We start from the raw sequence: 22,287 nt of genomic DNA, 5'->3' as shown, positions 1-22,287 counted from the left end.
CAAGTACTATAGAGCAAACAGGAGGAAAGCAGCAACATGAACAAGGCTGAACTGATCAACGCGGCCGCCGAGAAGGCCGGCCTGTCCAAGAAGGATACCGAGACCGCCATCAACGCCGCGATCGAGGTCATTTCCCAGTGCCTGGCCGAGGGTGACAAGGTCCAGCTGGTGGGCTTTGGCGCTTTCGAGGTGAAGTGCCGTGCCGAGCGCACCGGCCGCAACCCCAAGACCAAGGAGAGCATCAAGATCCCCGCCTCCAAGGTGCCCGTGTTCAAGCCCGGCAAGGCCCTGAAGGACGCTGTGGCTCAGTAATTGACCATAAAAAATGCCCGTCCGGAAGGACGGGCATTTTTGTAATATCTTCGTTTTTGATAACAAGGAGGACTCAACTATGCGCCTGGATAAATGGCTCAAGGTCTCCCGGCTCATCAAGCGCCGGACGGTGGCCAACGAGGCCTGCGACAACCAGCGGGTCACCGCCAATGGCCGGCCGGTGAAGGCCAGCTACGACGTGAAGGTGGGCGACGTGCTGGAGCTGCGCTTCGGCGAGCGCACCGTGAAGGTGGAGGTGCTGTCGGTGGCCGAGCACGTGGGCAAGGCCGACGCCCCCGCCCTGTACAAGGAGCTGCTCAGCTGAGGGTCTCCTCCAGCAGCCCCGCCAGCAGCAGGGCATAATCGGGCAGCCCCGCCAGCGGCGCCCGCTCGTCCACCGAGTGGGCGTCCATGATATCCGGCCCGGTGGAGGCCATCACCAGCCCCGGCGCTTTGGCCCGGAACACCGAGGGCTCCAGCCCCACATGGACCATATTGATCTCCAGCCCCCACCCAGTCTGGGCCCGGTACACCCGGTCCAGCACCTGGGCCAGGGGGTTGTTTTTATCTCCCGGCCAGCCGGGATAGCCGGTGACGGTGAGGGAGAAGCCCGCCCCCTCCGCCAGGGCCCGGTTGTCCGCCGCCATAGCCCTCTCGTCCTCCTCACGGGCAGCCCGGAGGAAGAGGCGGACAGCAAAGCAGTCGCTCTCACGCTGGGCCACACCCAGGTTGACCGAGGCCCCCACCACGCCGGGAAACTGGGGGTCCATGGTGTACACCCCGTGGTGCAGGGCGGTGAGCAGGTCCAGCACCTCCCGGCAGAAGTTCTCTGTCCACACGGTCTCAGGGCGATCAACAGGGGACAGGTCCAGCTTCAGATTGGGGTCGGTGGACTGATAGGGGAGGAGGGCCTCCTCTAATGCTCCCAGGTCGGGCTTCCGGCCCACCACCACCGCCTCGGCGGTGGCGGGGATGGCGTTGAAGGCGGAGCCGCCGGTAAAATCGGCCACCGCCAGGGTGGGCCGGTCCTTCAAATAAGCGGCCATCACCTGGATCGGGTTGATACGGCCCAGATGGATGTCGTCGCCGGAGTGTCCGCCGGTGCCGCCGGTGATGGAAATGCGCCAGGCCTCGCCGGACCGGGTGGGGCAGGTGTCCAGAGTCCGGGTCCAGCACTCCCGCCGTCCTCCGGCGGAGCCCACAATGGCCCGGCCCAGGTGGAAGCCGTCGGTGTTGAGCAGGTAGGCCGCCCCGGCCAGCCAGGCGGAGTCCACCACCTTGGCCCCCTCCAGGCCCATCTCCTCACCGACGGTGAAGATCAGCCGCAGAGGGCCGTGGCTCACCCCACGGCTCACCACCCACAGGGCGGCGGCATTGCCCAGGTTGTTGTCCGCCCCCAGGGAGGAGCGGCGGTCGGTGCACAGGTAGCCGTCCTGTTCCAGGACGGTCACCGGGTCGGTAAGGGGATCAAAGCCGCTGCCGGGAGCCACGGCGCACACCATGTCCATGTGGCCCTGGAGGATGAGCAAAGGCTCGCCCTCCCGGCCGGGGGTGGCGGGGCAGTCCGCCATCACGTTGCCCGCCTCATCCCGGATGGGGGAGAGGCCCAGGCCCCGGAGGAACTCCATATAGTCCTCGCCCACGGCCTCCTCGTGGTGGGAGGGGTGGGGGTGACGGGACAGGGTGCGGAAGGTAGTAATCACCCCGGCGGTGATGTCCGCCCGGGAACCAAGACGTTCAGATAAAGTCATATGCGTTCTCCCTCTTGATCTGGCGTATTTGTTTCATTGTACCACATTCCCGGAAAGGGGGCATCTTTTCCTTGACAAAATTTCCTCTGCCGTTATAATAGTGCATTAAGGTGTCATGACACCTGTTATGACTTTATTGACAGAGGAAATGGTTATGGGACAGTTATCGACGTTTCTCCAGCGGAAAAACATTGTAATTTCCGCCAAGCGGTACGGGGTGGACGCCCTGGGGGCCATGGCCCAGGGTCTGTTCTGCTCCCTGCTCATCGGCACCATCCTGGACACCCTGGGGGACCAGCTGGGTCTGGCCTTCCTGGTGGAAGTGGGGGGCTACTGCTCCGCCATGAGCGGCGCGGCCATGGCGGTGGCCATCGGCTTCGCCCTCCAGGCGCCTCCCCTGGTGCTCTTCTCGCTGGCCACGGTGGGCTATGCCGCCAATGCTCTGGGCTCCACCACCCTCAGCGGCACCAGCGGCGCGGGCGGACCGTTGGCGGTGCTCTTTATCGCCGTCATCGCCGCCGAGCTGGGCAAGGCGGTGAGCAAAGAGACCAAGATCGACATTCTGGTCACCCCCCTGGTGACCATTCTGGCGGGCGTGGGCCTGTCCGCCCTGTGGGCCCCCGCCATCGGCACCGCCGCCTCCGCCGTAGGCGATTTCGTCAAGTGGGCCACCGTCCTTCAGCCCTTCTGGATGGGCATGCTGGTGTCGGTGGTCATCGGCATCGCCCTCACCCTGCCCATCTCGTCAGCGGCCATCTGCGCTGCCATCGGCCTCACCGGCCTGGCGGGCGGCGCGGCGGTGGCGGGCTGCTGCGCCAACATGGTGGGCTTTGCCGTGCTCTCCTTCCGGGAGAACCGGTGGGGCGGTCTGGTGAGCCAGGGCCTGGGCACCTCCATGCTCCAGATGGGCAACATCGTGAAGAACCCGAAAATCTGGCTGCCCGCCATCCTCACCTCCGCCATCACCGGGCCCATGGCCACCTGCCTGTTCGGCCTTCAGATGAACGACCCCGCCTCCGGCGTGGCCTCCGGCATGGGCACCTGCGGCATGGTGGGCCCCATCGGGGTGTACACCGGCTGGGTCAACGACGTGGCCACCGGGGCCAAGGCAGCCATCACCGCCTTCGACTGGGTGGGGCTGATCCTCATCTGCTTTGTGCTCCCCGCGGTGCTCACCTGGCTGTTCGGCCTGTTCTTCCGCAAGATCGGCTGGATCAAAGAGGGGGACCTGAAGCTGGATTGACCGGCACCATACATAGCAACCCGGCGCGGCCATTTGCCGCGCCGGGTTTTTCTGCCTTTTGACAGATTGGCCCTTTCTGTGTTGTTATAAGGGTGAAAGGAGGGAGGGCCATGGAGGAACAGCGGGCCCGGGAACGGTTGACCGCTACGCCGACACCATCATCCGCCTGGGGTACACCTGGCTGGGGGACCTGGATGACGCCAAGGACATCTGCCAGGAGGTACTGCTCAAGCTGCTGGACGACGGGAGGACCTTCCCCGACCGGGGGCAGGAACGAGCCTGGGTGGTGCGGGTGGCCATCAACCAGTGCAAGAACTGGAAGAAGAGCGCCTGGTTCCGCCGCCGGGCGCCCCTGGAGGAGGGGCTCCATCTGAGTGTGGAGGCCCCGGAGCCGGAGGATGGTTCCCTGCTGGAGCAGGTGGACCGCCTGCCCCAAAAATACCGGCAGGTACTCTACCTGCGGTACTATGAGGACTACGAGGTACTTGAGATCGCCGCCCTGCTGGGCCAGAGTCCCGCCCTGGTGAGCACCCACCTGGCCCGGGCCAAGGCAAAGCTGCGGCAGCAGCTGGGAGGGAACTGCTATGATAGATGAACGCTATCGGGACGAACTGAATCAAATCAGGCTGACCCAGGAGAGCAGGGAGGACCTGGCCCGTGCCCTGGCAGCCCGGCAGGGGAAGCCCGCCCAGAGGCCCCGCCGCCGGTGGAGCCGCACCGCCGTGGCGGCCGCTGTGGTGGCGGCCATCCTGGTGGGTTCCGTGGGTGCGGCGGTGGTGGTGCCGCCGGTGGTACGCAGCTACTTCGGCGACAGCGCCGGGTACCGGCAGAGTGCCGTGGAGCTGGGACAGTCGATTACCAAAAACGGCTGGACCATGACCCTCACCGACTGCATGGCCGACGACTACACCATTTATCTGGGGGTCACCCTTACCGCCCCGGAGGGGACGGTGCTGGACTGGGCGGACGGGTACCACTTTGACGACTGGAGTTCCCCCACCTTCCCGGACCTGGATATGGCCGGCTCGGGGAGCTATGAGCAGTTGGAAGACGATGACCCCACGGACAACCAGCTGAGTTTTATCTTTACTGCTTATTATATCTCAGAAGGGGAATCCCTTAATGGCAGCACCATGGAGATCACCTTGGGGAAGCTCTACCACAATACCGTTTGGAATGAGAAGGAGAAGGAGTGGGAGCGATCCTATGACTGTGACGCGACCTGGACCTTCCGCACCACCCTGAACTACCCGGACCACACCATTCGGCTGGAACCTGATCTGCCCGTCCACACCCGGGACGTGGACGCCACCATTACAGAAGTGGTGGTATCTCCCCTCAGTGTGTATGTGTGCATCGAGGGGGACGCCCTCAAGGGCCACCACAGCTGGGTACCCAAGAACGCCCCGGACGGCTGGTACGGCTGTATCGAATACCAGGATATCACCCTCTACACCAAGGACGGCACCGCCATTCCTATGATGGACGACCAAGCCTGCAGTGGGTGCAGCGGCGGTACCGACCCCACGGAGGACGGCTGGCTTCATCTGGTCCGCCGCCCCGACACCCCTCTGGACGTGGAAAACCTGGCCTCCATCTCGGTCTGCGGGGTGGAGATCCCCCTGACCTGATTCCGGTCAAAACACAAAAAGCGCGCCTTTCAGCGCGCTTTTTGCTTAGTTGCGGCAATTACCGCACATAATAGACGTAGTTGTCCTTGCGGGCGGCGGCTTCCGGCTTGTCGCCCTCCCAGTAGCCCAGGACGCAGTGGCCGATGCCCTCGTAGTCGCCCTCAATGCCCCACTTGGCCAGCATGGCCTTGCCCTCGGCGGACTCGAACTCCTCCTTGGCCCGGTGGATCCAGCAGGAGCCCAGGCCCACCGCCTCGGCAGCGTTGAGCAGGTTGTCCATGACGCAGCAGCCGTCATAGAAATAGGTGGGGGCGCTCTTGTCCGACAGCACGATGAGCACGGTGGGAGCCCCGTAGAAGGGGTTGGCCTCCGGGTTGCCCATGATCTGGGCGTTCATCTTGTTCAGGGTGTCGATGGTCTCCTTGTCTTGCACCGCCACGATGATGGGGGCCTGACGGCCCCGGCCGGTGGGAGCATAGGTGCCTGCCTTGAGCACCGCCTGCAGCTCCTCCTCGGTGATCTGCTCCGGCTTGTAGGCCCGGCAGCTCCGACGGCTCTCCAGTACCTTCAGCGCTTCCTGATTCATACTTCCAACTTCCTTTCCGCCTTGCGGGCTTGTTTCTGCTTTTCAGTATACCCGTTTCCCTCTCCGCCGTAAAGCCGCCTTTTTCACAGATTTTTTCCCGCCAGTCCCCGGGTGTTTTGTTTTTCGGCTGACAAGCTATTTCAGGTATGGTATAATGTCGTGCAGGGCAATCTGAAGAGAGGAGCGGCACGGCATGAAGATGAAAGTGATTGGATACCTGGCACTGATCCTGGCGATCACCGGGGTGGTACTGCTCCTGATCGCCCTGCGGGGTTGATCCCCATATGAACGATTGTGAGGTCCTTCTGTTTGAAGTATGAAAAACGGACGCTCCCCAACGGGGTGCGGATCCTGACGGAAGAGGTGCCCGGCGTGCGGTCTGCCTGCCTGGGCATCTGGGTGGGCACCGGCTCCCGCCACGAGGCGGCCAACGAGAACGGCGCCGCCCACTTTATCGAGCACATGCTCTTCAAGGGCACAGCCACCCGTACCGCCGCCCAGCTGGCGGAGGAGATGGATGCCATCGGCGGGCAGGTCAACGCCTTTACCACCAAGGAGTGCACCTGCTTCCACGCCCGGGTGCTGGACACCCATCTGCCCATGGCAGCCGACATTTTATGCGACATGTTCTTCCACTCCAATTTCGCCGACAGCGATGTGGAGACCGAGCGGGGAGTCATATTAGAGGAGATCGGCATGTACGAGGACAACCCGGAGGACCTGTGCGCCGAGCGCCTGGCCGGGGCGGTCTTCAAGGGTTCCCCGCTGGCCCGGCCCATTCTGGGCAAAAAGTCCACCCTGGAGGGGATGGACGGGGCCTGGCTGCGCCAGTACAAGGAGAGCCACTACGGACCCGAGTCCATCGTGGTGGCCCTGGCGGGCCGGTTCACCCAGCATGATGTGGACGATCTGGCCGCCCGCTTTGCGGTGCTGGAGCCCCGCCCGGCGGTGAAGAGCAAGCCCGCCGCCTACCGCAGCGGCATTGTGGTGAAGAAAAAGGCCATTGAGCAGAATCACCTGACCCTGGCCTTCCCGGGGCTGTCCTTCTCCGACCCCCGGCGGTTTACCCTCCAGCTGCTGTCCTCCATCCTGGGCGGCGGCATGTCCTCCCGCCTGTTCCAGCAGGTGCGGGAGAAGAAGGGTCTTTGCTACTCCATCTACTCCTACGGCACCTGCCACGACGACGCGGGCTACTTCGGCATTTACACCGCCCTGGGTCGCGAAACCGAGCGGCAGGCCCTGGACACCATCCTGGCTGTCATTCAGGAGTTCAACGACCACGGCGTCACCCAGGAGGAGCTGGATCGGGCCCGGGAGCAGTCCAAGGCTAACGTCCTCATGGGACTGGAATCCACCCAGGCCCACATGAGCAGCCTGGGCCGGGGCGAGATGCTGGTGGGCCGGGTGCTGGACGAGGAGGAGATCATTGCCGCCTACGATGCCGTCACCCGGGAGGACGTGCGGGCTCTGGCGGGAGAGCTGATGGACCTGTCTCAGGCCTCCCTGTCCGCCGTGGGCCGGGTAGGCAAGGCAGAGGAGTATGAGGCACTGCTCCGGTGACCCATGTGGAAAACCATGTGGATAATGTGCAAAACTCTTTTCTTAGGTAAATAGAAGGGGCGCCGCAGAGCGGCGCCCCTTCTTTCTGTTTTTCGTTCAATCCATTGTGCCACAATTGGTTCCGGCGAAACGGGTCTGGTAAGCGGAAAGGTAAGTCTTGACTGACCCCCGGCAGGCCCGCCGGTGGAAAACCCGCCACCGCTTATACAAAGACGGCCTGCACCAGGACCATGTACAGGATGGTGCCGCCGAAGATGCTCAGCAGGTTGTTGTGCTTCCACAGGTGGAGCACCACCACCGCCGCCACGGCGATAAACTGGGGCAGCCAGCCCCCCACCTGGGTGAAGGAGACCCCCTTCAGGCAGTAGACGATGAGCATGGCGATGATGGCGGGGGGGAGCACCCGGCCCAGGTACAAAATCAGCTTGGGAGGGGCGGACCCCCGGTCAAAGAGCAGGAAGGGGAGGGCACGGGTGAGAAAGGTGACAATGGCCATGACGGCAATGGCCGCGATGGCGCCGGTGGTAGTCAGCATGTCTTTTCCTCCTTTTCCTCCAGCTTGTCCCGCAGGATGAGCAGCAGCAGCACGATGACTCCCAGGGAGACGATAAGCATCTGCTGCTGGCCGAAGATCTGGCCCAGAATGATGAGAAATACGATGGTCACCCCAAAACCCAGCAGGGCGGGCAGGTGCTTACGGTAGGCCTTCCACTGGTCCACGGCGATGACCACGAAGAGGGCGGTCATGGCAAAGTCAATGCCGGTGGTATCCACCGGGATGAGGGCCCCCGCCACCGCGCCGATCACCGAGCCTAAGATCCAGTAGCTGTGGTCCAGCAGGGCGATGGCAAAATAGAAGCTCTTGGGGTCTACCCCCACCGGCGCCTGGGCGGAGGCCAGCAGGGCATAGGTCTCATCGGTGAGGGAGAAGATCATGTAAAACTTCCGCCAGCCCATACCCCGGAACTTCTCCAGCATGGACAGGCCGTACACCAGGTGGCGGAAGTTGATGAGCAGAGTCATGAGAGCCACCGTGCCCAGGGAGGCGGCGGTGGACAGCAGGGTCACCCCCAGGTACTGGCCCGACCCGGCGTAGATGGTGAGGGACATGAAAAAGGCCCAGATAAAGTTGTAGCCGATGGCCTGGAGCATAAAGCCAAAGGCCATGCCGATGGCCAGGTAGCCCATCAGCACCGGCACCGTCACCGGAAAGGCGGCGGACAGGGCTTTTCGGTTCATCGCACACACTTCCTTTGTGCTGAAATCAAATCCATATTTTACACACGTTAGCGCAGAAAAGCAAGAGGAGGGGGTAATTTTCCATTTTCCCGAGGAATGGGGCCCATTGTGTGCAAAAGAGTTGTGTTTTCCCACCATACCGGTATATAATAAGGGTTACTCTATTTTAAAAAGGTCCGGCGGACCCCTTGATTTGACCGGGAGAGAAGATCATGAAAAAGCTGTTGTTCATTTATAACCTCCACGCGGGGAAGGGCACCCTGCGGGGCCGGCTGTCCCCCATTCTGGACGAGCTGACGGCGGAGTGGGACGTGACCGTCCACCCCACCCGGGGACCGGGGGACGCCACCACGGTGGCCCGGAACCGGGCGGGGGAGTTTGACCGCATCGTGTGCTCCGGCGGCGACGGCACCCTCCACGAGGTGGTATCCGGCCTGATGGAGCTGCCGAAGGAGGTGCGGCCCACGGTGGGCTATATCCCGGCGGGCACCACCAACGACTTTGCCAAAAACCTGGAGCTGCCCCGCACCCTGGAGGAGCTGGCGGCGGTGGCGGCAGCAGGGGTGCCCCGTCCCGTGGACGTGGGCAAGTTCAACGACGCCGATTTTCTCTATGTGGCCGCCTTCGGTGCCTTTACCGACCTGGCCTACACCACCCCCCAGCAGGCCAAGAACCTGCTGGGCCATATGGCCTACGTGCTGCCGTCGGTGACCCGGCTGGGCACCATCCAGCCCCATTCCATGACCATCGAATACGACGGCGGCATCCTCAGCGACAGCTTCTGCCTGGGCCTGATCTCCAACACCCTGTCGGTGGCGGGCATCAAGAGCACCCCGGCCCAGCCTGTTGCCCTGGATGACGGGCTCTTTGAGGTGATGCTGGTACGCCAACCCCAGAGCCTCCTCCAGCTCCAGGGGATTCTGAAGGCCCTGACCAACTTCAGCGACGACGAGGAGGGGCTGGTCACCTGCCTGCGCACCAGCCATGTGAAGATCCATAGTGAACAGGATCTGGCCTGGACTCTGGACGGGGAGTTCGGCGGCGACCACCGGGAGGTGGAGGTGACCAACTGCCACCAGGCCATCACCATCGTATACGGGGCGTGACGGGCGCAGCGCCCGTCCCCCCATGATTTCATTTTAGAGAATAAAAGGACTTGGACCGGTTATGACTACTTACGACGCTGGAACTTTTGATATTGCCGTCATCGGCGCGGGCCATTAAGGGACCCGGCGCAGCCGGGACGCGCTTTGCGCGTACAAGCGTTTTCGCCCTGCGAAAACCTTGCCGCAGGGCGGATTCATTCCGCCCGAGGATGTAAAATCACTTCGGGACCCCGCGTGGCCCCATTGATAAGGTGAGAGACTACCATGCAAACATACGACGCTGGAACTTTTGATATTGCCGTGATTGGCGCGGGCCACGCGGGCATTGAGGCCGCCCTGGCCGCCGCCCGGCTGGGGCTGAAAACCCTGTGCTTTACGGTGAACCTGGACGCGGTGGGCAACATGCCCTGCAACCCCGCCATCGGCGGCACCGGCAAGGGCCACCTGGTGCGGGAGCTGGACGCTCTGGGGGGCGAGATGGCCAGAGCCGCCGACCAGGCCTGCATCCAGTACCGGCTGCTCAACCGGGGCAAGGGCCCGGCGGTGTGGTCCCTCCGGGCCCAGGCCGACCGCCGCCGCTACCAGGAGGTCATGAAGCACACCCTGGAAAACCAGGACAACCTGTGGGTCAAGCAGGCGGAGGTCACCGACATCCTCACCAACAACGGCCAGGTGTCCGGCGTGCGCACGGTATACGGCGCAGAGTACAAGGTCCGTGCAGTGGTGGTGGCCTCGGGCACCTTCTTGGGGGGCCGCACCATCATCGGCGAGGTGACCCGGGACTCCGGCCCCGATGGACTGGCCGCCGCCCTGCCTCTCACCGACAGCCTGAAAGGGCTGGGGGTGACCCTCCGCCGGTTCAAGACAGGCACGCCCCCCCGCATCCACGCCCGCAGCGTGGACTTCTCCCAGCTGGAGGTCCAGCCGGGGGACGAGCAGGTGCTGCCCTTCTCCTTTGAGACCAAGATGCCCCCGGAAAACAAGGCCATCTGCTGGCTGACCTACACCAACCAGCAGACCCACGACATCATCCGGGCCAACCTGGACCGCTCCCCTCTGTACGACGGCACCATTGAGGGCGTGGGCCCCCGGTACTGCCCCTCCATTGAGACCAAGATCGTCCGCTTCCCCGACAAGGAGCGGCACCAGCTCTTTTTGGAGCCCATGGGGCTGAACACGGAGGAGCTGTACCTCCAGGGCTTCTCCTCCTCGCTGCCCGAGGACGTGCAGATCCAGATGCTCCACACCATCCCCGGCCTGGAGCACGCGGAAATGACCCGCCCCGCCTACGCCATTGAGTACGACTGCGTGGACCCCACCGAGCTGCTGCCCACCCTGGAGCACAAGAAGGTAAAAGGCCTCTACGGCGCGGGCCAGTTCAACGGCTCCTCCGGCTATGAGGAGGCCGCCGTCCAAGGCTTTGTGGCGGGGGTAAACGCCGCTTTGAAGCTGCTGGGCCGGGACCCCCTCATCCTGCGGCGGGACCAGGGGTACATCGGGGTACTCATTGACGATCTGGTGACCAAGGGCACCAACGAGCCCTACCGCATGATGACCTCCCGCACCGAGTACCGGTTGCTCCACCGGCAGGACAACGCCGACCGGCGACTGTGCCCCATCGGCCACGCCATCGGGCTGGTCAGCGATGAACGCCTGGCGGCGGTGGAGGAGAAGTACGCCGCCGTGGACCGTGAGATCAAACGGCTCACCCATACCGGCACGGCGGAGGGCCGTCTGGTGGACTTGCTGCGCCGGCCGGAAAATACCTATGACAGTCTGGCCGCTGTAGATCCCAATCGCCCGGAGTTATCCACCGAGATCACCGAAGCGGTGGAAATCTCGGTGAAATACCAGGGGTACATCGACCGGCAGCTGCGGCAGGTGGCCGAGCAGCGGAAGATGGAGGACCGGCCCCTGCCTGCCGATCTGGACTATTTGTCCATGGAGGGCCTGCGGCTGGAGGCCCGGCAGAAGCTGGACCAGATCCGGCCCCTGAACCTGGGCCAGGCCAGCCGCATTTCCGGCGTCAGCCCGGCGGATATCGCGGTGCTGATGGTGGCCTTGGAGAAATAAGGAGTTTGTATGGAAAAAATCGTTCTGGGCCTGTCCGGCGGGGTGGACTCCGCCGTGGCGGCCAGCCTGCTGAAGGAACAGGGCTTTGCCGTCACCGGCCTCTATCTGGACATCGGCCTGGAGGGCACCGGGGCGGCCGACGCCGCCGCGGTGGCGGAGCGCCTGTCCATCCCCTTTGAGGTGGCCGACATCCGGGCCGACCTGGAGGGGCAGGTGTGCGCCCCCTTTGCCGCCTCCTATCAGGCCGGCCGCACGCCCCTGCCCTGCGCCCTGTGCAACCCCACGGTGAAATTCCCCGCCCTCTTCCGGCTGGCCGACCAGATCGGAGCCCGCTATGTTTCCACCGGACACTACGCCAATGTGGAAAACGGGGTATTGAAAAAGGGGAGACCCGCCAACGATCAGTCCTATATGCTGGCCCGTTTGACCCGAGAGCAATTACAGAGAGTGATATTCCCCCTTGGAAATTACGAAAAAAACCAGGTTCGGGCCCTGGCTCACAACTTTGGCATTCCTGTGGCGGACAAGCCGGACTCCATGGAGATCTGCTTCATCCCCGACGGGGACTATGCCGCCTGGCTGGATCGCCGGGGCTTTTCCACACCGGAGGGTAATTTTGTGGACAAGGAGGGCAAGGTGCTGGGCCGCCACAAGGGGGTCCACCACTACACCCTGGGCCAGGGGAGAGGGCTGGGGGTGTCCGGCCCCCACCGGTACTTCGTCACCGCCCTGCGCCCCGACACCAACGAGGTGGTGCTGTCCGACGGCTCCGACCTGGGCAAGTCCACCGTGTTTGGCTCTTCCCCCAACTGGATCGGGGTGGAGGGGCTGACGGAACCTTTGGAGGTGACCGTCCGCCTGCGTCACTCCCGCACCCAGGCGGAGGGCGTACTCTACCCCCACGAAAACGGGGTACGCATTGAGATGAAGACCCCCGCTCGGGCCCCCACCCCGGGCCAGCTGGCGGTGTTCTATCTGGGGGACACCGTGGCCGGCTCCGCCTGGATCGAGGGAGCCATCTGATCTTATCCACAAAGGAGGGAACCCATGTGGAAAAAACGCCGCTGTACGACGCCCTGACATCCTTCGCGACCCAAAATCCCCTGCGGATGCACATGCCCGGCCACAAGGGCAAGCCCCTGCTGGGGCTGGACAACCTGTCCGCCATCGACTTTACCGAACTGCCCCCCACCGGCAATCTCTTTGACGGGGGCGGGGCCATCGGGGAGGCAGAGGACCTGTGGGCGGAAGTCTTCCACATGGACAGCTGCCTCTTTCTCACCGGCGGCTCCACCCAGGGGGTGCTGACCGCCCTCACCCTGGCCTGCCAGCCGGGGGACACGGTGCTGCTGGACCGGGGGAGCCATCGCTCGGCCTACAACGCACTGGCCCTGCTAGACTTAAAGCCGGTGTATCTGGAGCGGCCCTGGCTGGCTCAGGCCGGGGTCACCGGCCCCATCTCCCCGGAAGAAGTGGAACAACAGCTGGAAGCCCACCCGGAGATCCGGACGCTTTGTATTACTTCTCCTACTTATTACGGCGTGTTGTCGGATCTGCCCGCTTTGGCGGAAATTATGCACCGCCACGGGGGAATTCTGGTGGTGGACGGGGCCCACGGGGCCCATCTGCCCTTCCTGAGGGACTACGGCCTGTCCGCCGCCGATCTGCTGGTGGTGTCCGCCCACAAGACCCTGCCCGCCCCGGGGCAGACCGCCCTGCTGTTCTCGGGCGGCGCCTTCTCCCACGCCGACCTGCGGCGGGCGGGAAGCATTTACGGCTCCTCCAGCCCCTCCTACCCCATGATGGCGGCACTGGACCTGTGCCGGGCCCATATGCTGGAGGGAGGGGCGGATGCCTACCGCCGGACGGCGGAGGAGGTGGCCCGGCTGCGGCAGATCTTCCCGGCTCTGACGGACAAGGACGCCCCTCTGGACCCCACCCGGCTGGTGCTGTGCGCCCCCGACGGCTACGCCGCCCAGGAGGCCCTGGAAGCACGCAACGTGTGGCCCGAGATGGCCGACGGGGGCCATGTGGTGCTCATCCCCACCTGTGCCGACGGCCCTGACGACTTTGCCCGGCTGGAGGGGGCGCTGCGGGAGGTGGAGCTGGGGCCCTGCCCCGGCTACCCGGCCCCGCCCCAGCCGCCGGAGCTGGTGCTCACCCCCCGGCAGGCCCTCTTTGCCCCCCGGCGAAGCCTGCCTCTGGAGGAGGCGGAGGGAATGGTTTCCGCCTGCCAGGTGGCCCCTTATCCCCCAGGGGTTCCGGTCATTGCGCCGGGGGAGCGCTTGGACAAAAAAAGTATCGCATATTTGAAACAAATAGGTTATAATACACTGGAAGATGTTTCTGCGGCCGTCCTGTGTGACGCGGCCCCAGCGCCGGATTTCCGGCATCTTTAAGCAGGAGGGATACCCCATGAAACTGGTTCTTGCGATTATCAATCATGACGACGCCAACACCGTTACCCAGGCTCTCACCAAGAAGGGCTTTTCGTCCACCAAGCTGGCCACCACCGGCGGCTTCCTGATGGCGGGCAACGTGACCATCCTCATCGGCGTGGATGAGGAGAAGGTGCAGACCGTCATTGACATCATTAAAGAGCACTCCCACTCCCGCAAGCAGATGATCCCCACCACCACCGAGATGAGCTACGGCTACTACCCCTCCATGCCTGTGGAGGTCGTGGTGGGCGGCGCCACCATCTTCGTGGTGGACATCGAGCGGTTCGAGCGGGTGTAAGATGGAGCTGTCCCGGCTGGTGGGGAATGGTCCCCTGAAGCGGCAGCTCTCCCTGGAGACCGCACGGCGGGGGCTTTCCCACGCCTATATCATCAGCGGGCCGGCGGGGTCGGGCAAGCGCACCCTGGCCGGCCTGCTTTCCGCCGCCCTGGTGTGCACCGGCGGGGGAGAGGTCCCCTGTTTCACCTGCTCCGGCTGCAAAAAGGCCCTGGGGAACATCCACCCCGACGTGGTCCATGCCGGCGGCGAGGGGGACGAGCTCAACGTAGCCCGGGTGCGGGCCATCCGCAACGACGCCTACATCAAGCCCAACGAGGCCCCCAGGAAGGTATACATCCTGGAGGGAGCCCAGAATATGAACGACCCCAGCCAGAACGCGCTGCTCAAGCTGCTGGAGGAGGGCCCGGCCTATGCCGCCTTCCTCCTGCTCACCGACAATGCCGCCGCTCTGCTGTCCACGGTGCGCTCCCGGTGCGAGGTGCTTACCCTCTCCCCGGTGACCGTCCAGGAGGCGGAGGCCTTTTTGGCTGCCCGCTATCCCGACCGCTCCCAGGCGGAGATCTCCAACGCCGCCGCCCGGTGCGAGGGCATTCTGGGCCGGGCGGTGGACCAGCTGGAGGGCAAGGCCGGGGACGGCAAGGCCCTGGAGGGGGCGGCCACCCTGCTGGAGCGGCTGTGCGACCGGGACGAGCTGGCCATCCTGGACTTCTGCGCCGCACTGGAGCGGGACAAGTGGGACCGGGACTCCCTCAACGCCCTGCTGGATGAGTTCCTGCTGCTGGTGCGGGACTGCCTGGTGTGTGCCGCCGGGGCCCTCCATGAGAGCGACCCCCGCCGCCGCGCCCTGGCCCAGCAGGGAGCCAAGGCCCTGTCTCCCAAGGTGCTCACCGGCGCCGCCGCTCTGACGGAGCAGCTGCGCACCGCCTGCGGCTCCTACGTGGGCGCGGGGCACATCGCCGGCTGGCTGGGAGCCGGACTGGCCCAGTTGGGCCCGTGAGCGATCCGCCAATCTTTCCGACTTGGAGGTAATCATGACCGAGATCATCGGCGTCCGCTTCAAAAGCGGGGGCAAGCAATACTATTTCGACCCCCAGGGCCAGCAGGTCGAGCCCGGCCAGGGGGTCATCATCGAGACCTCCCGTGGCCTGGAGTACGGCGAGTGCGCCCAGGGCAACACCATGGTGGAGGATGAAGAGGTGGTGCAGCCGCTGCGCCCCATGGTGCGCATCGCCACCGACAAGGACCTGGAGACGGTCCAGAAAAATCACGAGAAGGAGAAGAAGGCCTTCACCATCTGCCAGGAGAAGATCGCCGCCCACGGGCTGGACATGAAGCTGGTGGAGGTGGAGTACAACTTCGAGGGCAATAAGATCCTCTTCTTCTTCACCTCCGAGGGCCGGGTGGACTTCCGCGCCCTGGTGAAGGACCTGGCCAGCGTGTTCCACGCCCGCATCGAGCTGCGGCAGATCGGCGTCCGGGACGAGGCTAAAATGCTGGGCGGCCTGGGCATCTGCGGCCGGCCCCTGTGCTGCGCCTCCTTCCTGGACGAGTTCCAGCCGGTGTCCATCAAGATGGCCAAGACCCAGAACCTGTCCCTCAACCCCACCAAGATCTCGGGCACCTGCGGTCGCCTCATGTGCTGCCTGAAGTACGAGCAGGAGGCCTACGAGGACGCCGTCCACCGGATGCCCAAGAACGAGTCCTTTGTGGAGACCCCCGAGGGGGCGGGTACCGTGTTCCAGGTGGATCTGCTGCGGGAGACCGTGAAAGTACGCTTGGAGGATCAGCCGGAGACCCACAAGTGCTTCCACAACTGTGAGCTGCGGGTGATCCGCAACGGCAAGGGCAAGCGGCCGGAGGACTATGTGGCCCCACCGCTGGAGGAGCTGGCCAAGCTTCGGAAGGTGACTCCCGTGGAGGAGCCCCGCACCCTGAAGGACAACATGAACATCGCCCTGGCCGGGCTGGGCGTGGCGGAGGAGGAGAGCGTCCCCACCGCCGAGCCCCGCCGGAGCCGCAGCCGCCGCCGCAGAGGAGGCGGGGAGCAGGCCCAGACACCTTCTCAGCAGCAGGGGAAGAAGGAGGAGGCCAAGCAGGCCCCTCAGAAGGCCCAGAGCCGCCCGCCCAAGGGGGAGGGCAAGCCCCAGGAAAACAAGCCTAAGGCCCAGGAGAGCGGCAAGCCCGCCCCTGAGAAGCCTGCCGCTGAGGGACAGCAGCAGGGCGCCCCTTCCGGCGAGAAGAAGCGGCCCCGCCGCCGGTACCACCGCCGTCCCCATGGGGACAAGCCTCAGGATCATTCCACGCGATAGACCATCAGCATCAGGAACGAACTTTTAAAATACAGATCGGGAAAAAAAGACAGTTTTCGCCCTGTAACATCATTGCAAAAAAATTTAGGCTATGATATAATTGGTTGCGGTGGAAGTAAACGTGGCTGCCCTGTTTGTGAGGGATAGCCTGATCGGCCCATAAGGTTTATTGTGGGTAGATTTGGAAGCAGGTGATGATACCCAATGACTGATACCATCCGTTCGCCTTGTACTCTGTGAAGTATGCGCTATTTCTAAATCACAGATGTAGCTATTGGACAAGGTCAAACTAAATATTATATGATATATTTGGAAAGGCGGTATGATTTCATGAAGAAAAAGCGACTACTAGCATGGCTTTTATCCTTCGCACTGCTGTTCTCACTGGTGCCGGCTTCCGCTATGGCGGCCGGATCCAGCGATGATGGGACAACAGGATCCTCTCCCGTCGAAGTATCGGCGGTGCAGAACGATCTGTGTCTGAAAAAGACAATTACGAAGGGCCAAGACGGCTACACCGTCCAGCTGGAATCCTACGCCACTGGCACAGTAACGACCACAACGTCTGCGGCACCGATGGATATCGTGCTCGTCCTGGATGTATCCGGCTCTATGACGGAAACCATCACGTCCTATCAATATGTGGCCACGACACAAACATCTTGGACTCCTTCCGATTTCCGTCACTTAAAAAGCTACTACGCAAAGATCGGTGATAGCTACTATCGGGTCACTGTCAAGTCCGAGTGGGAAAACTGGAACACACAGTATTGGCTGGAGGCCAACGGCCAGGTCTTGGGAAATAAGGTGACTGGCTATTATAAAGGCGTGATTTATACTGGTCCGCTGTACACTTACGAAGAGGTCCCAGGTAGTACAACTCAAAAATTAGCGGCCATGAAGGAGGCTGTCAATAGCTTTATCGATGAGGTCAAGAGTCAAAATGTTGCCCACAGGATCGGCATCGTAAAGCTCGCGGGCGAGGCCTCGGATGAAGTCGGAGATACCAAGTACGATTCTTGGCCCTATACATATAATCATACTCAGGTCCTTTGTAATTTGACAGATATTCAAAATTCAGAAACTTTGAAAACGGCGGTATCTAAGTTGACTGCGGCAGGCGCTACCTCTGCGGATCTTGCCATGCAAAAGGCAAAGAGCATGTTAGATAAGCGTTCTGGCGAAGACAAAAACCGTCCCGCGGTCGTCATCATGTTTACTGATGGTGAACCCACCCATGAGAGCGACTTCCAAATTAGAGTGGCTGGTTCTGCCATTAATACCGCTAAGGATCTGAAGACGAGCGGAACAAAAGTCTATACCATTGGTATGTTTACTGGCGCCGACCCTGCTGATACCAATAATAACTTTAATAAGTATATGAATGGTGTCTCCTCTAATTATCCGAACGCCAAATATGATAAGCGTGGAATATCGCTTAGTACGCGTGCCGAGGGAGACTATTACTTTAAGGCAGATAATGCTGGCGAACTGAAGAATGCTTTTCAAACGATATCAAATATCGTGACGGAGACCTCGACGCTTGACGATAGCGCGGTCGTGATCGATACGGTCCCCAACAATTTTACTGCCCCTTCGAACGCAGGTAATGTCACTGTCTATACCGTGCCCTGCACAGGCAAAGACAACAACGATACTCTGACTTGGGGAGCTAAGACATCCAGCGGTCTTACGCCAACCGTTACCAAGAATGCTGACGGCAGCACATCCATTTCCGTCACCGGTTTCGACTTCTCTGAGAATTGGTGCGGCCTTGATCAAGATAATGCTGCTCACGGTCAGAAGCTTGTGATCGAGTTTACCATCCAGTGTGACAACTACGGCGGTACCCAGCCCACAAACGCTGGCGCCACCGTAAATGATGCGTCCGGCAACCCTGTTATCGCAGTCGATGATCCCAAAGTGGCCGTACCAGTAGACCTGGGGATCACTGATACCGATACCTACACGAAGGAAAAAACCTATGACGGCACGCCATATACATTTGATGATGTGATCGAAGATATCGTTAAAACCTATCCCTCTAAGGTCGATGGAAGCAAGAACGCCTATATCCATCTTACATATGAGATCGTAAAGGACGGTAATACCATCGGCACCTATACGGTCCAAAATGGTAAAACTAGTGGGTCATGGAGTGGGGCTGTTCCTACGATCGGGACCCTTGCAAGAACATATGATGGATATACCATTCGCATCACCGGAACAGATGCGGAAGCCAGTAATAATACTAAGTCGTATAATATACCTGCCACCTTTACTATCGGTCAGAGACCTCTGACGATCACTGCGGACAGCGGATCCAAGAAGGAAGACGGAACTCCGCTGGTAGTTGACACCTATTCTATTACGGAAGGTACCCTTGCGTCGGGTGACGCGCTTACGTCCGTTACTGTGACCGGCTCTGATCAAACAACAGTTGGATCCTACGATAATGTTCCATCCAATGCCGTCATCGAGTGCAACGGTACTAACGTGACCAACTGCTACGAAATCACCTATGAAAATGGCACCCTGACTATATCCGCTCCAGATAAGAAGTATGTGGATGTCACAGTCAACTTCTATAAGGACTCTGTTGTTGCAACAAATTCTCTTGGATCTACTGTCATGGAGGAGCAGGAAGTCGGCAGTCAGATCACTTTGAATGCATCCGTTCTCGATACGTATAAGCCGAACGGCTACGCCAGCGGTAGACAGCAGGGCACCATCCCTTATACTGTGAACGAAGGTAGCAACGTCATCAATGTCCTTTACCTACCCCAAACTGCGGATCTGATCGACGATGATATCACGATCAAACACAGTATCGATAGTAGCACCAACTTTGAAGGCAATGACACTGCCGCCCATATCGTTAAAAAAAGCGCGACCGTTTCCTACCAGATCGTTCTGGATATGAATGATTTGGTGTTTGGCGATGCCCCGGCCAACAGCGAGGCTGTTTCTGCACTCCGCTCTGCTATGGGGAACGAGTCTAGTATCTTTGCGTTTATGAAAAATCATCGCACCGAATTTGCTGGCAGCACGGTCGACTTGTACGTGAAGTTTAGCGATCTTCTGAACGTACCTACGCTGGATACGCACAATTTCGCCCTTACATCCAATTTGTTCACATTAAGCAGTGGCCCGGTTTATGATAGCAACACCGGTTATTGGAAGTTTACGTGTACGATCAGCGATACCGTTGCTGAAGGTAATGGCGATACTATCCTTCTTACCGTGAATGATCTGCCATTGACTGAAGCCGCACAAGCTGCTCTGAGCACCAGCAGTGATACCCAGGTCACTTCCGAATGCCGTATCGACGGTGAGATCAAGTATACGCCCACTTCTGCTGAGTATACGCCCACTTCTGCTGCGGATGCATATACGCTTACGCTTGAAGGTAAGACTGCTCAAAATACTGCTCTTCTGAGACTTGAAGAAAAAGTCATCCGCACCTACCAAGTGACCTATCAGCCCGGTACCGGCTCCGGCACCGATCAGACTTTTACCTTTGAGGAAGGAACCACTTTCCCCAGCAAGACACCGGATCAGCTTGGTTTTTCTGCCCCCAATGGCAAAGTGTTCGACTGCTGGGCATGGTATCAGGTAAAGGGTCAAGAACTTGCTCCCCTTTCTGGCAAACCCAGCACCATTACCTGTGACTTGATCGCCATTGCTCAGTGGAAGGATGATCCCGGCAGTGAGATCGTGGATGATGACTACTTCTTTGCCATCCAGAAAATAGATGCGCAGGATAGCCATACCCTGAATGGGGCGACCTTCGAGCTGTACCAGCTGGACAAGAACGGCAAGGTCGTCAACCGCAGTGTGACCAAGACCAGACGGCATGGCAACGAAAACGGCATCGCCCTGTTCAGCGTCAGCACGACGAACTCTTACGGCGGAGTCTGGTATTACGCTGAGGTCACTGCCCCCGAAGGCTACGTACTTGACACAGAGGAGTATCAGATCAAAGCATCGGACTTCTCCAGCAGCCAGAGCAAAGCCATCAAAAATGCGGATACCGTACGGAACTACCGCAGCTCTACGCCCGGCTTGCTGAATAATGAGGACCACTTTGCCTATATCATTGGCTTTTCGGATGGGTATGTACGACCCTACAATCTGATCACACGATCGGAGACTACGACCATCTTCTTCCGTCTGCTGAATAGCTCCGTGCGTGATAAGAATCTTCTTACCACCAACACCTATACCGATGTGCCAGATGATTACTGGGCCAACACCGCCATCTCCACTATGACGGGGCTTGGTATCGTTCAGGGCTGCAGCACCACCACCTTTGAGCCTAATTCTCCCATTACCCGTGCTGAGTTCGCGACTATTTGCGCCCGGTTCGATACAGGGGTCAGCAGCGGCACTCAGACCTTCTCTGATATCAGCGGCCACTGGGCGGAAAAGTATATCCAGCGGGCTGCAGAGTTGGGCTGGGTCAAGGGCTGTGAGGATGGCACCTTCCGTCCCGACACCTACATCACCCGGGCGGAGGCCATGACCATCATCAACCGTGTGCTGAACCGGATCCCGGAGGATGAGAGCGATCTGCTGCACGGCATGAACGTCTGGCCGGATTGTGATCCCAGTGATTGGTTCTATCTGGCGGTACAGGAAGCCACCAACTCCCACGACTTTAAGCACAAGGCTGGCAATTACGAGTCTTGGACCCGCATGATCCCAGATCCTGACTGGACCCGATACGAGAACTGATCTCAAAAGCAAACGCAAATCTGTTTCTTCCAAAATAATGAAAGTCCTGGCGGTGTACCGATCCAGTACACCGCCAGGACTTTTGTAAGTATCCGCTCAATGATCACCCGTAAATCCAAGAGCACTATCCGGGCCATTCCCGGATAGTGCTCTTATTAGTGCATCTTCAAATATCGGTCAATCGTGCAGATAAACCGATCTTTTGTTTCACCGGTGCTCGCCCCGGCTGTAGGCCACCACGGTCCGGCGGTTGGGCTCTGTACCGATGGAGTAAGTGGTCACTTCGGGGGTATCCTGCAGGGCGGTGTGGATCACATGGCGCTCATAGGCGTTCATGGGCTCCAGGGTCATGTTCCGATGGTATTTGACCACCTTGCCAGCCACCTTGTGGGCCAGACGGATGAGGGACTCCTCCCGCTTGGCCCGGTAGCCCTCGGCGTCCACGTGGATGCGGACACGCTTGGACTGGCCGTGGTTGACGGCGTAGCCGGTGAGCTGCTGGATGGCGTCCAGGGTCTCGCCCCGGCGGCCGATGAGGCCGCCCAGGTCCTGGCCCACCAGCTCCACCTGGTAGGTGCCGTTCTCGTCCATCTGAATCACCGGCTTGGCGGCGGCGCCCATGTGGGACAGCAGGCCGGTGAGGAAGGCGTCGATCTGCTCGGCCTTCTCCCCCTGAGCGGGGACAGCGGCGCTCTCCGCCGCGGGAGCCTCAGCCGCCTCGACGGGGGCGGGAGTCTCCTCCTTCACGGGCTCGGCCACGGGGGCGGCGGGGGCCTCCTCCACAGGGGCGGGGGTCTCCTCCGGCTCGTCGGGAGCCTCGTAGGTCACTTTCACTTTGGCGGGGCAGCTACCGATCCCCAGGAAGCCGGACTTGGCCCGCTCCAGGACCTCCACAGATACCTCGTCCCGATCCATGCCCAGCTTCTGCAGGGCGGCCTCGATGGCGGCCTCCTCGCTCTTGCCGGTGCTCTCGATCCATTTCAGCATTTGGGTATCTCTCC

General features: G+C 61.2%; 18 protein-coding genes and 1 pseudogene. 14 read left to right on the top strand and 5 right to left on the bottom strand.

Features of this window, described 5'->3' with window-relative positions; genetic code table 11:
* Window positions 1-36 precede the first annotated feature (36 nt).
* Window positions 37-312 (top strand): HU family DNA-binding protein, encoded by a 276-nt coding sequence (locus tag J9789_RS12100; protein ID WP_209345770.1) that lies wholly within the window; start codon window positions 37-39, stop codon window positions 310-312.
* Window positions 313-391: 79 nt separating this feature from the next.
* On the top strand, window positions 392-637 hold the full coding sequence (locus J9789_RS12095; protein WP_087267740.1) for an RNA-binding S4 domain-containing protein: 246 nt from the start codon (window positions 392-394) through the stop codon (window positions 635-637).
* Here the strand turns inward: J9789_RS12095 and J9789_RS12090 are convergent.
* Window positions 630-2,063, bottom strand: a complete 1,434-nt coding sequence (locus J9789_RS12090; RefSeq protein WP_209345769.1) for a M20/M25/M40 family metallo-hydrolase — start codon at window positions 2,061-2,063, stop codon at window positions 630-632. The two genes, J9789_RS12095 and J9789_RS12090, sit on opposite strands and share 8 nt — an antisense overlap.
* A gap of 154 nt (window positions 2,064-2,217) precedes the next feature.
* On the opposite strand from J9789_RS12090, the gene J9789_RS12085 reads away from it, so the two are divergent.
* Genes J9789_RS12085 through J9789_RS12075 form a run of 3 tightly spaced genes read left to right on the top strand, consistent with a single transcriptional unit; the run spans window position 2,218 to window position 4,937 of the window.
* Complete coding sequence (locus J9789_RS12085) at window positions 2,218-3,306, top strand: PTS sugar transporter subunit IIC (RefSeq protein ID WP_209345768.1); 1,089 nt, start codon at window positions 2,218-2,220, stop codon at window positions 3,304-3,306.
* 58 nt (window positions 3,307-3,364) lie between these two features.
* Window positions 3,365-3,901, top strand: coding sequence for a sigma-70 family RNA polymerase sigma factor (locus tag J9789_RS12080; protein WP_245185250.1), 537 nt, complete (start codon window positions 3,365-3,367; stop codon window positions 3,899-3,901).
* The gene (locus J9789_RS12075; protein WP_209345767.1) at window positions 3,891-4,937 is read left to right on the top strand and encodes a DUF4179 domain-containing protein; all 1,047 of its coding nucleotides are present in this window, start codon (window positions 3,891-3,893) and stop codon (window positions 4,935-4,937) included. Before J9789_RS12080 ends, J9789_RS12075 begins: the two co-directional genes overlap by 11 nt.
* 58 nt (window positions 4,938-4,995) lie before the next feature.
* Here J9789_RS12075 and J9789_RS12070 read toward each other — a convergent pair whose 3' ends face one another.
* Window positions 4,996-5,523 (bottom strand): nitroreductase, encoded by a 528-nt coding sequence (locus J9789_RS12070; RefSeq protein ID WP_209345766.1) that lies wholly within the window; start codon window positions 5,521-5,523, stop codon window positions 4,996-4,998.
* Window positions 5,524-5,832: 309 nt separating this feature from the next.
* Here J9789_RS12070 and J9789_RS12065 point away from each other — a divergent pair, with 309 nt between their 5' ends.
* A complete protein-coding gene (locus tag J9789_RS12065) occupies window positions 5,833-7,083 on the top strand; it encodes a pitrilysin family protein (protein ID WP_209345765.1) in 1,251 nt (416 codons plus the stop codon).
* A 202-nt stretch (window positions 7,084-7,285) separates the two neighbouring features.
* Here the strand turns inward: J9789_RS12065 and J9789_RS12060 are convergent, their stop codons facing one another.
* Both J9789_RS12060 and J9789_RS12055 read right to left on the bottom strand, forming a co-directional pair.
* Window positions 7,286-7,618, bottom strand: coding sequence for an AzlD domain-containing protein (locus tag J9789_RS12060; RefSeq protein WP_209345764.1), 333 nt, complete (start codon window positions 7,616-7,618; stop codon window positions 7,286-7,288).
* Window positions 7,612-8,322, bottom strand: coding sequence for an AzlC family ABC transporter permease (locus tag J9789_RS12055; protein ID WP_209345763.1), 711 nt, complete (start codon window positions 8,320-8,322; stop codon window positions 7,612-7,614). Before J9789_RS12055 ends, J9789_RS12060 begins: the two co-directional genes overlap by 7 nt.
* A 212-nt stretch (window positions 8,323-8,534) precedes the next feature.
* Here J9789_RS12055 and J9789_RS12050 point away from each other — a divergent pair, with 212 nt between their 5' ends.
* The 8 genes and pseudogenes from J9789_RS12050 (at window position 8,535) to J9789_RS12015 (ending at window position 21,286) form a co-directional block, all read left to right on the top strand.
* Window positions 8,535-9,428: a YegS/Rv2252/BmrU family lipid kinase gene (locus J9789_RS12050; RefSeq protein ID WP_209345762.1), complete on the top strand. Its 894-nt coding sequence runs from the start codon at window positions 8,535-8,537 to the stop codon at window positions 9,426-9,428.
* 264 nt (window positions 9,429-9,692) lie between these two features.
* Entirely contained in the window at window positions 9,693-11,501 is a 1,809-nt protein-coding gene (gene mnmG / locus J9789_RS12045; RefSeq protein ID WP_209345761.1) for a tRNA uridine-5-carboxymethylaminomethyl(34) synthesis enzyme MnmG, read from the top strand.
* Between the two features lie 9 nt (window positions 11,502-11,510).
* A complete protein-coding gene (gene mnmA, locus J9789_RS12040; RefSeq protein ID WP_209345759.1) occupies window positions 11,511-12,524 on the top strand; it encodes a tRNA 2-thiouridine(34) synthase MnmA in 1,014 nt (337 codons plus the stop codon).
* Between the two features lie 26 nt (window positions 12,525-12,550).
* Entirely contained in the window at window positions 12,551-13,900 is a 1,350-nt protein-coding gene (locus tag J9789_RS12035; protein WP_209345757.1) for an aminotransferase class V-fold PLP-dependent enzyme, read from the top strand.
* 16 nt (window positions 13,901-13,916) lie between these two features.
* Window positions 13,917-14,240, top strand: coding sequence for a cyclic-di-AMP receptor (locus tag J9789_RS12030; protein ID WP_209345755.1), 324 nt, complete (start codon window positions 13,917-13,919; stop codon window positions 14,238-14,240).
* A gap of 1 nt (window position 14,241) precedes the next feature.
* Window positions 14,242-15,237, top strand: coding sequence for a DNA polymerase III subunit delta' (locus tag J9789_RS12025; protein WP_209345753.1), 996 nt, complete (start codon window positions 14,242-14,244; stop codon window positions 15,235-15,237).
* Window positions 15,238-15,271: 34 nt separating this feature from the next.
* Window positions 15,272-16,078, top strand: a pseudogene (locus J9789_RS17435) (stage 0 sporulation family protein); the annotation flags it as partial.
* Window positions 16,079-16,879: 801 nt separating this feature from the next.
* On the top strand, window positions 16,880-21,286 hold the full coding sequence (locus J9789_RS12015) for an S-layer homology domain-containing protein (RefSeq protein ID WP_209345749.1): 4,407 nt from the start codon (window positions 16,880-16,882) through the stop codon (window positions 21,284-21,286).
* Between the two features lie 207 nt (window positions 21,287-21,493).
* Here J9789_RS12015 and jag read toward each other — a convergent pair whose 3' ends face one another.
* Window positions 21,494-22,273, bottom strand: a complete 780-nt coding sequence (gene jag, locus J9789_RS12010; RefSeq protein ID WP_209345747.1) for an RNA-binding cell elongation regulator Jag/EloR — start codon at window positions 22,271-22,273, stop codon at window positions 21,494-21,496.
* Window positions 22,274-22,287: the final 14 nt, after the last annotated feature.

This window comes from Flavonifractor sp. AGMB03687, from assembly GCF_017811815.1.
In the GTDB taxonomy this organism is placed as follows: domain Bacteria; phylum Bacillota; class Clostridia; order Oscillospirales; family Oscillospiraceae; genus Flavonifractor.
Note: the sequence above shows the minus strand (reverse complement) of the source record. Positions and strands in the feature narration are given on the sequence as shown.

Bases quoted from the DNA above. Each gene is read 5' to 3' on its own strand.
- J9789_RS12085 (WP_209345768.1), top strand. From the start codon at position 2,218: ATGGGACAGTTATCGACGTTTCTCCAGCGGAAAAACATTGTAATTTCC.
- J9789_RS12015 (WP_209345749.1), top strand. From the start codon at position 16,880: ATGAAGAAAAAGCGACTACTAGCATGGCTTTTATCCTTCGCACTGCTG.
- J9789_RS12060 (WP_209345764.1), bottom strand. From the start codon at position 7,618: ATGCTGACTACCACCGGCGCCATCGCGGCCATTGCCGTCATGGCCATT.
- J9789_RS12090 (WP_209345769.1), bottom strand. From the start codon at position 2,063: ATGACTTTATCTGAACGTCTTGGTTCCCGGGCGGACATCACCGCCGGG.
- J9789_RS12075 (WP_209345767.1), top strand. From the start codon at position 3,891: ATGATAGATGAACGCTATCGGGACGAACTGAATCAAATCAGGCTGACC.
- J9789_RS12070 (WP_209345766.1), bottom strand. From the start codon at position 5,523: ATGAATCAGGAAGCGCTGAAGGTACTGGAGAGCCGTCGGAGCTGCCGG.
- J9789_RS12025 (WP_209345753.1), top strand. From the start codon at position 14,242: ATGGAGCTGTCCCGGCTGGTGGGGAATGGTCCCCTGAAGCGGCAGCTC.
- J9789_RS12095 (WP_087267740.1), top strand. From the start codon at position 392: ATGCGCCTGGATAAATGGCTCAAGGTCTCCCGGCTCATCAAGCGCCGG.
- J9789_RS12055 (WP_209345763.1), bottom strand. From the start codon at position 8,322: ATGAACCGAAAAGCCCTGTCCGCCGCCTTTCCGGTGACGGTGCCGGTG.
- mnmA (WP_209345759.1), top strand. From the start codon at position 11,511: ATGGAAAAAATCGTTCTGGGCCTGTCCGGCGGGGTGGACTCCGCCGTG.
- mnmG (WP_209345761.1), top strand. From the start codon at position 9,693: ATGCAAACATACGACGCTGGAACTTTTGATATTGCCGTGATTGGCGCG.
- J9789_RS12030 (WP_209345755.1), top strand. From the start codon at position 13,917: ATGAAACTGGTTCTTGCGATTATCAATCATGACGACGCCAACACCGTT.
- J9789_RS12050 (WP_209345762.1), top strand. From the start codon at position 8,535: ATGAAAAAGCTGTTGTTCATTTATAACCTCCACGCGGGGAAGGGCACC.
- J9789_RS12100 (WP_209345770.1), top strand. From the start codon at position 37: ATGAACAAGGCTGAACTGATCAACGCGGCCGCCGAGAAGGCCGGCCTG.
- jag (WP_209345747.1), bottom strand. From the start codon at position 22,273: ATGCTGAAATGGATCGAGAGCACCGGCAAGAGCGAGGAGGCCGCCATC.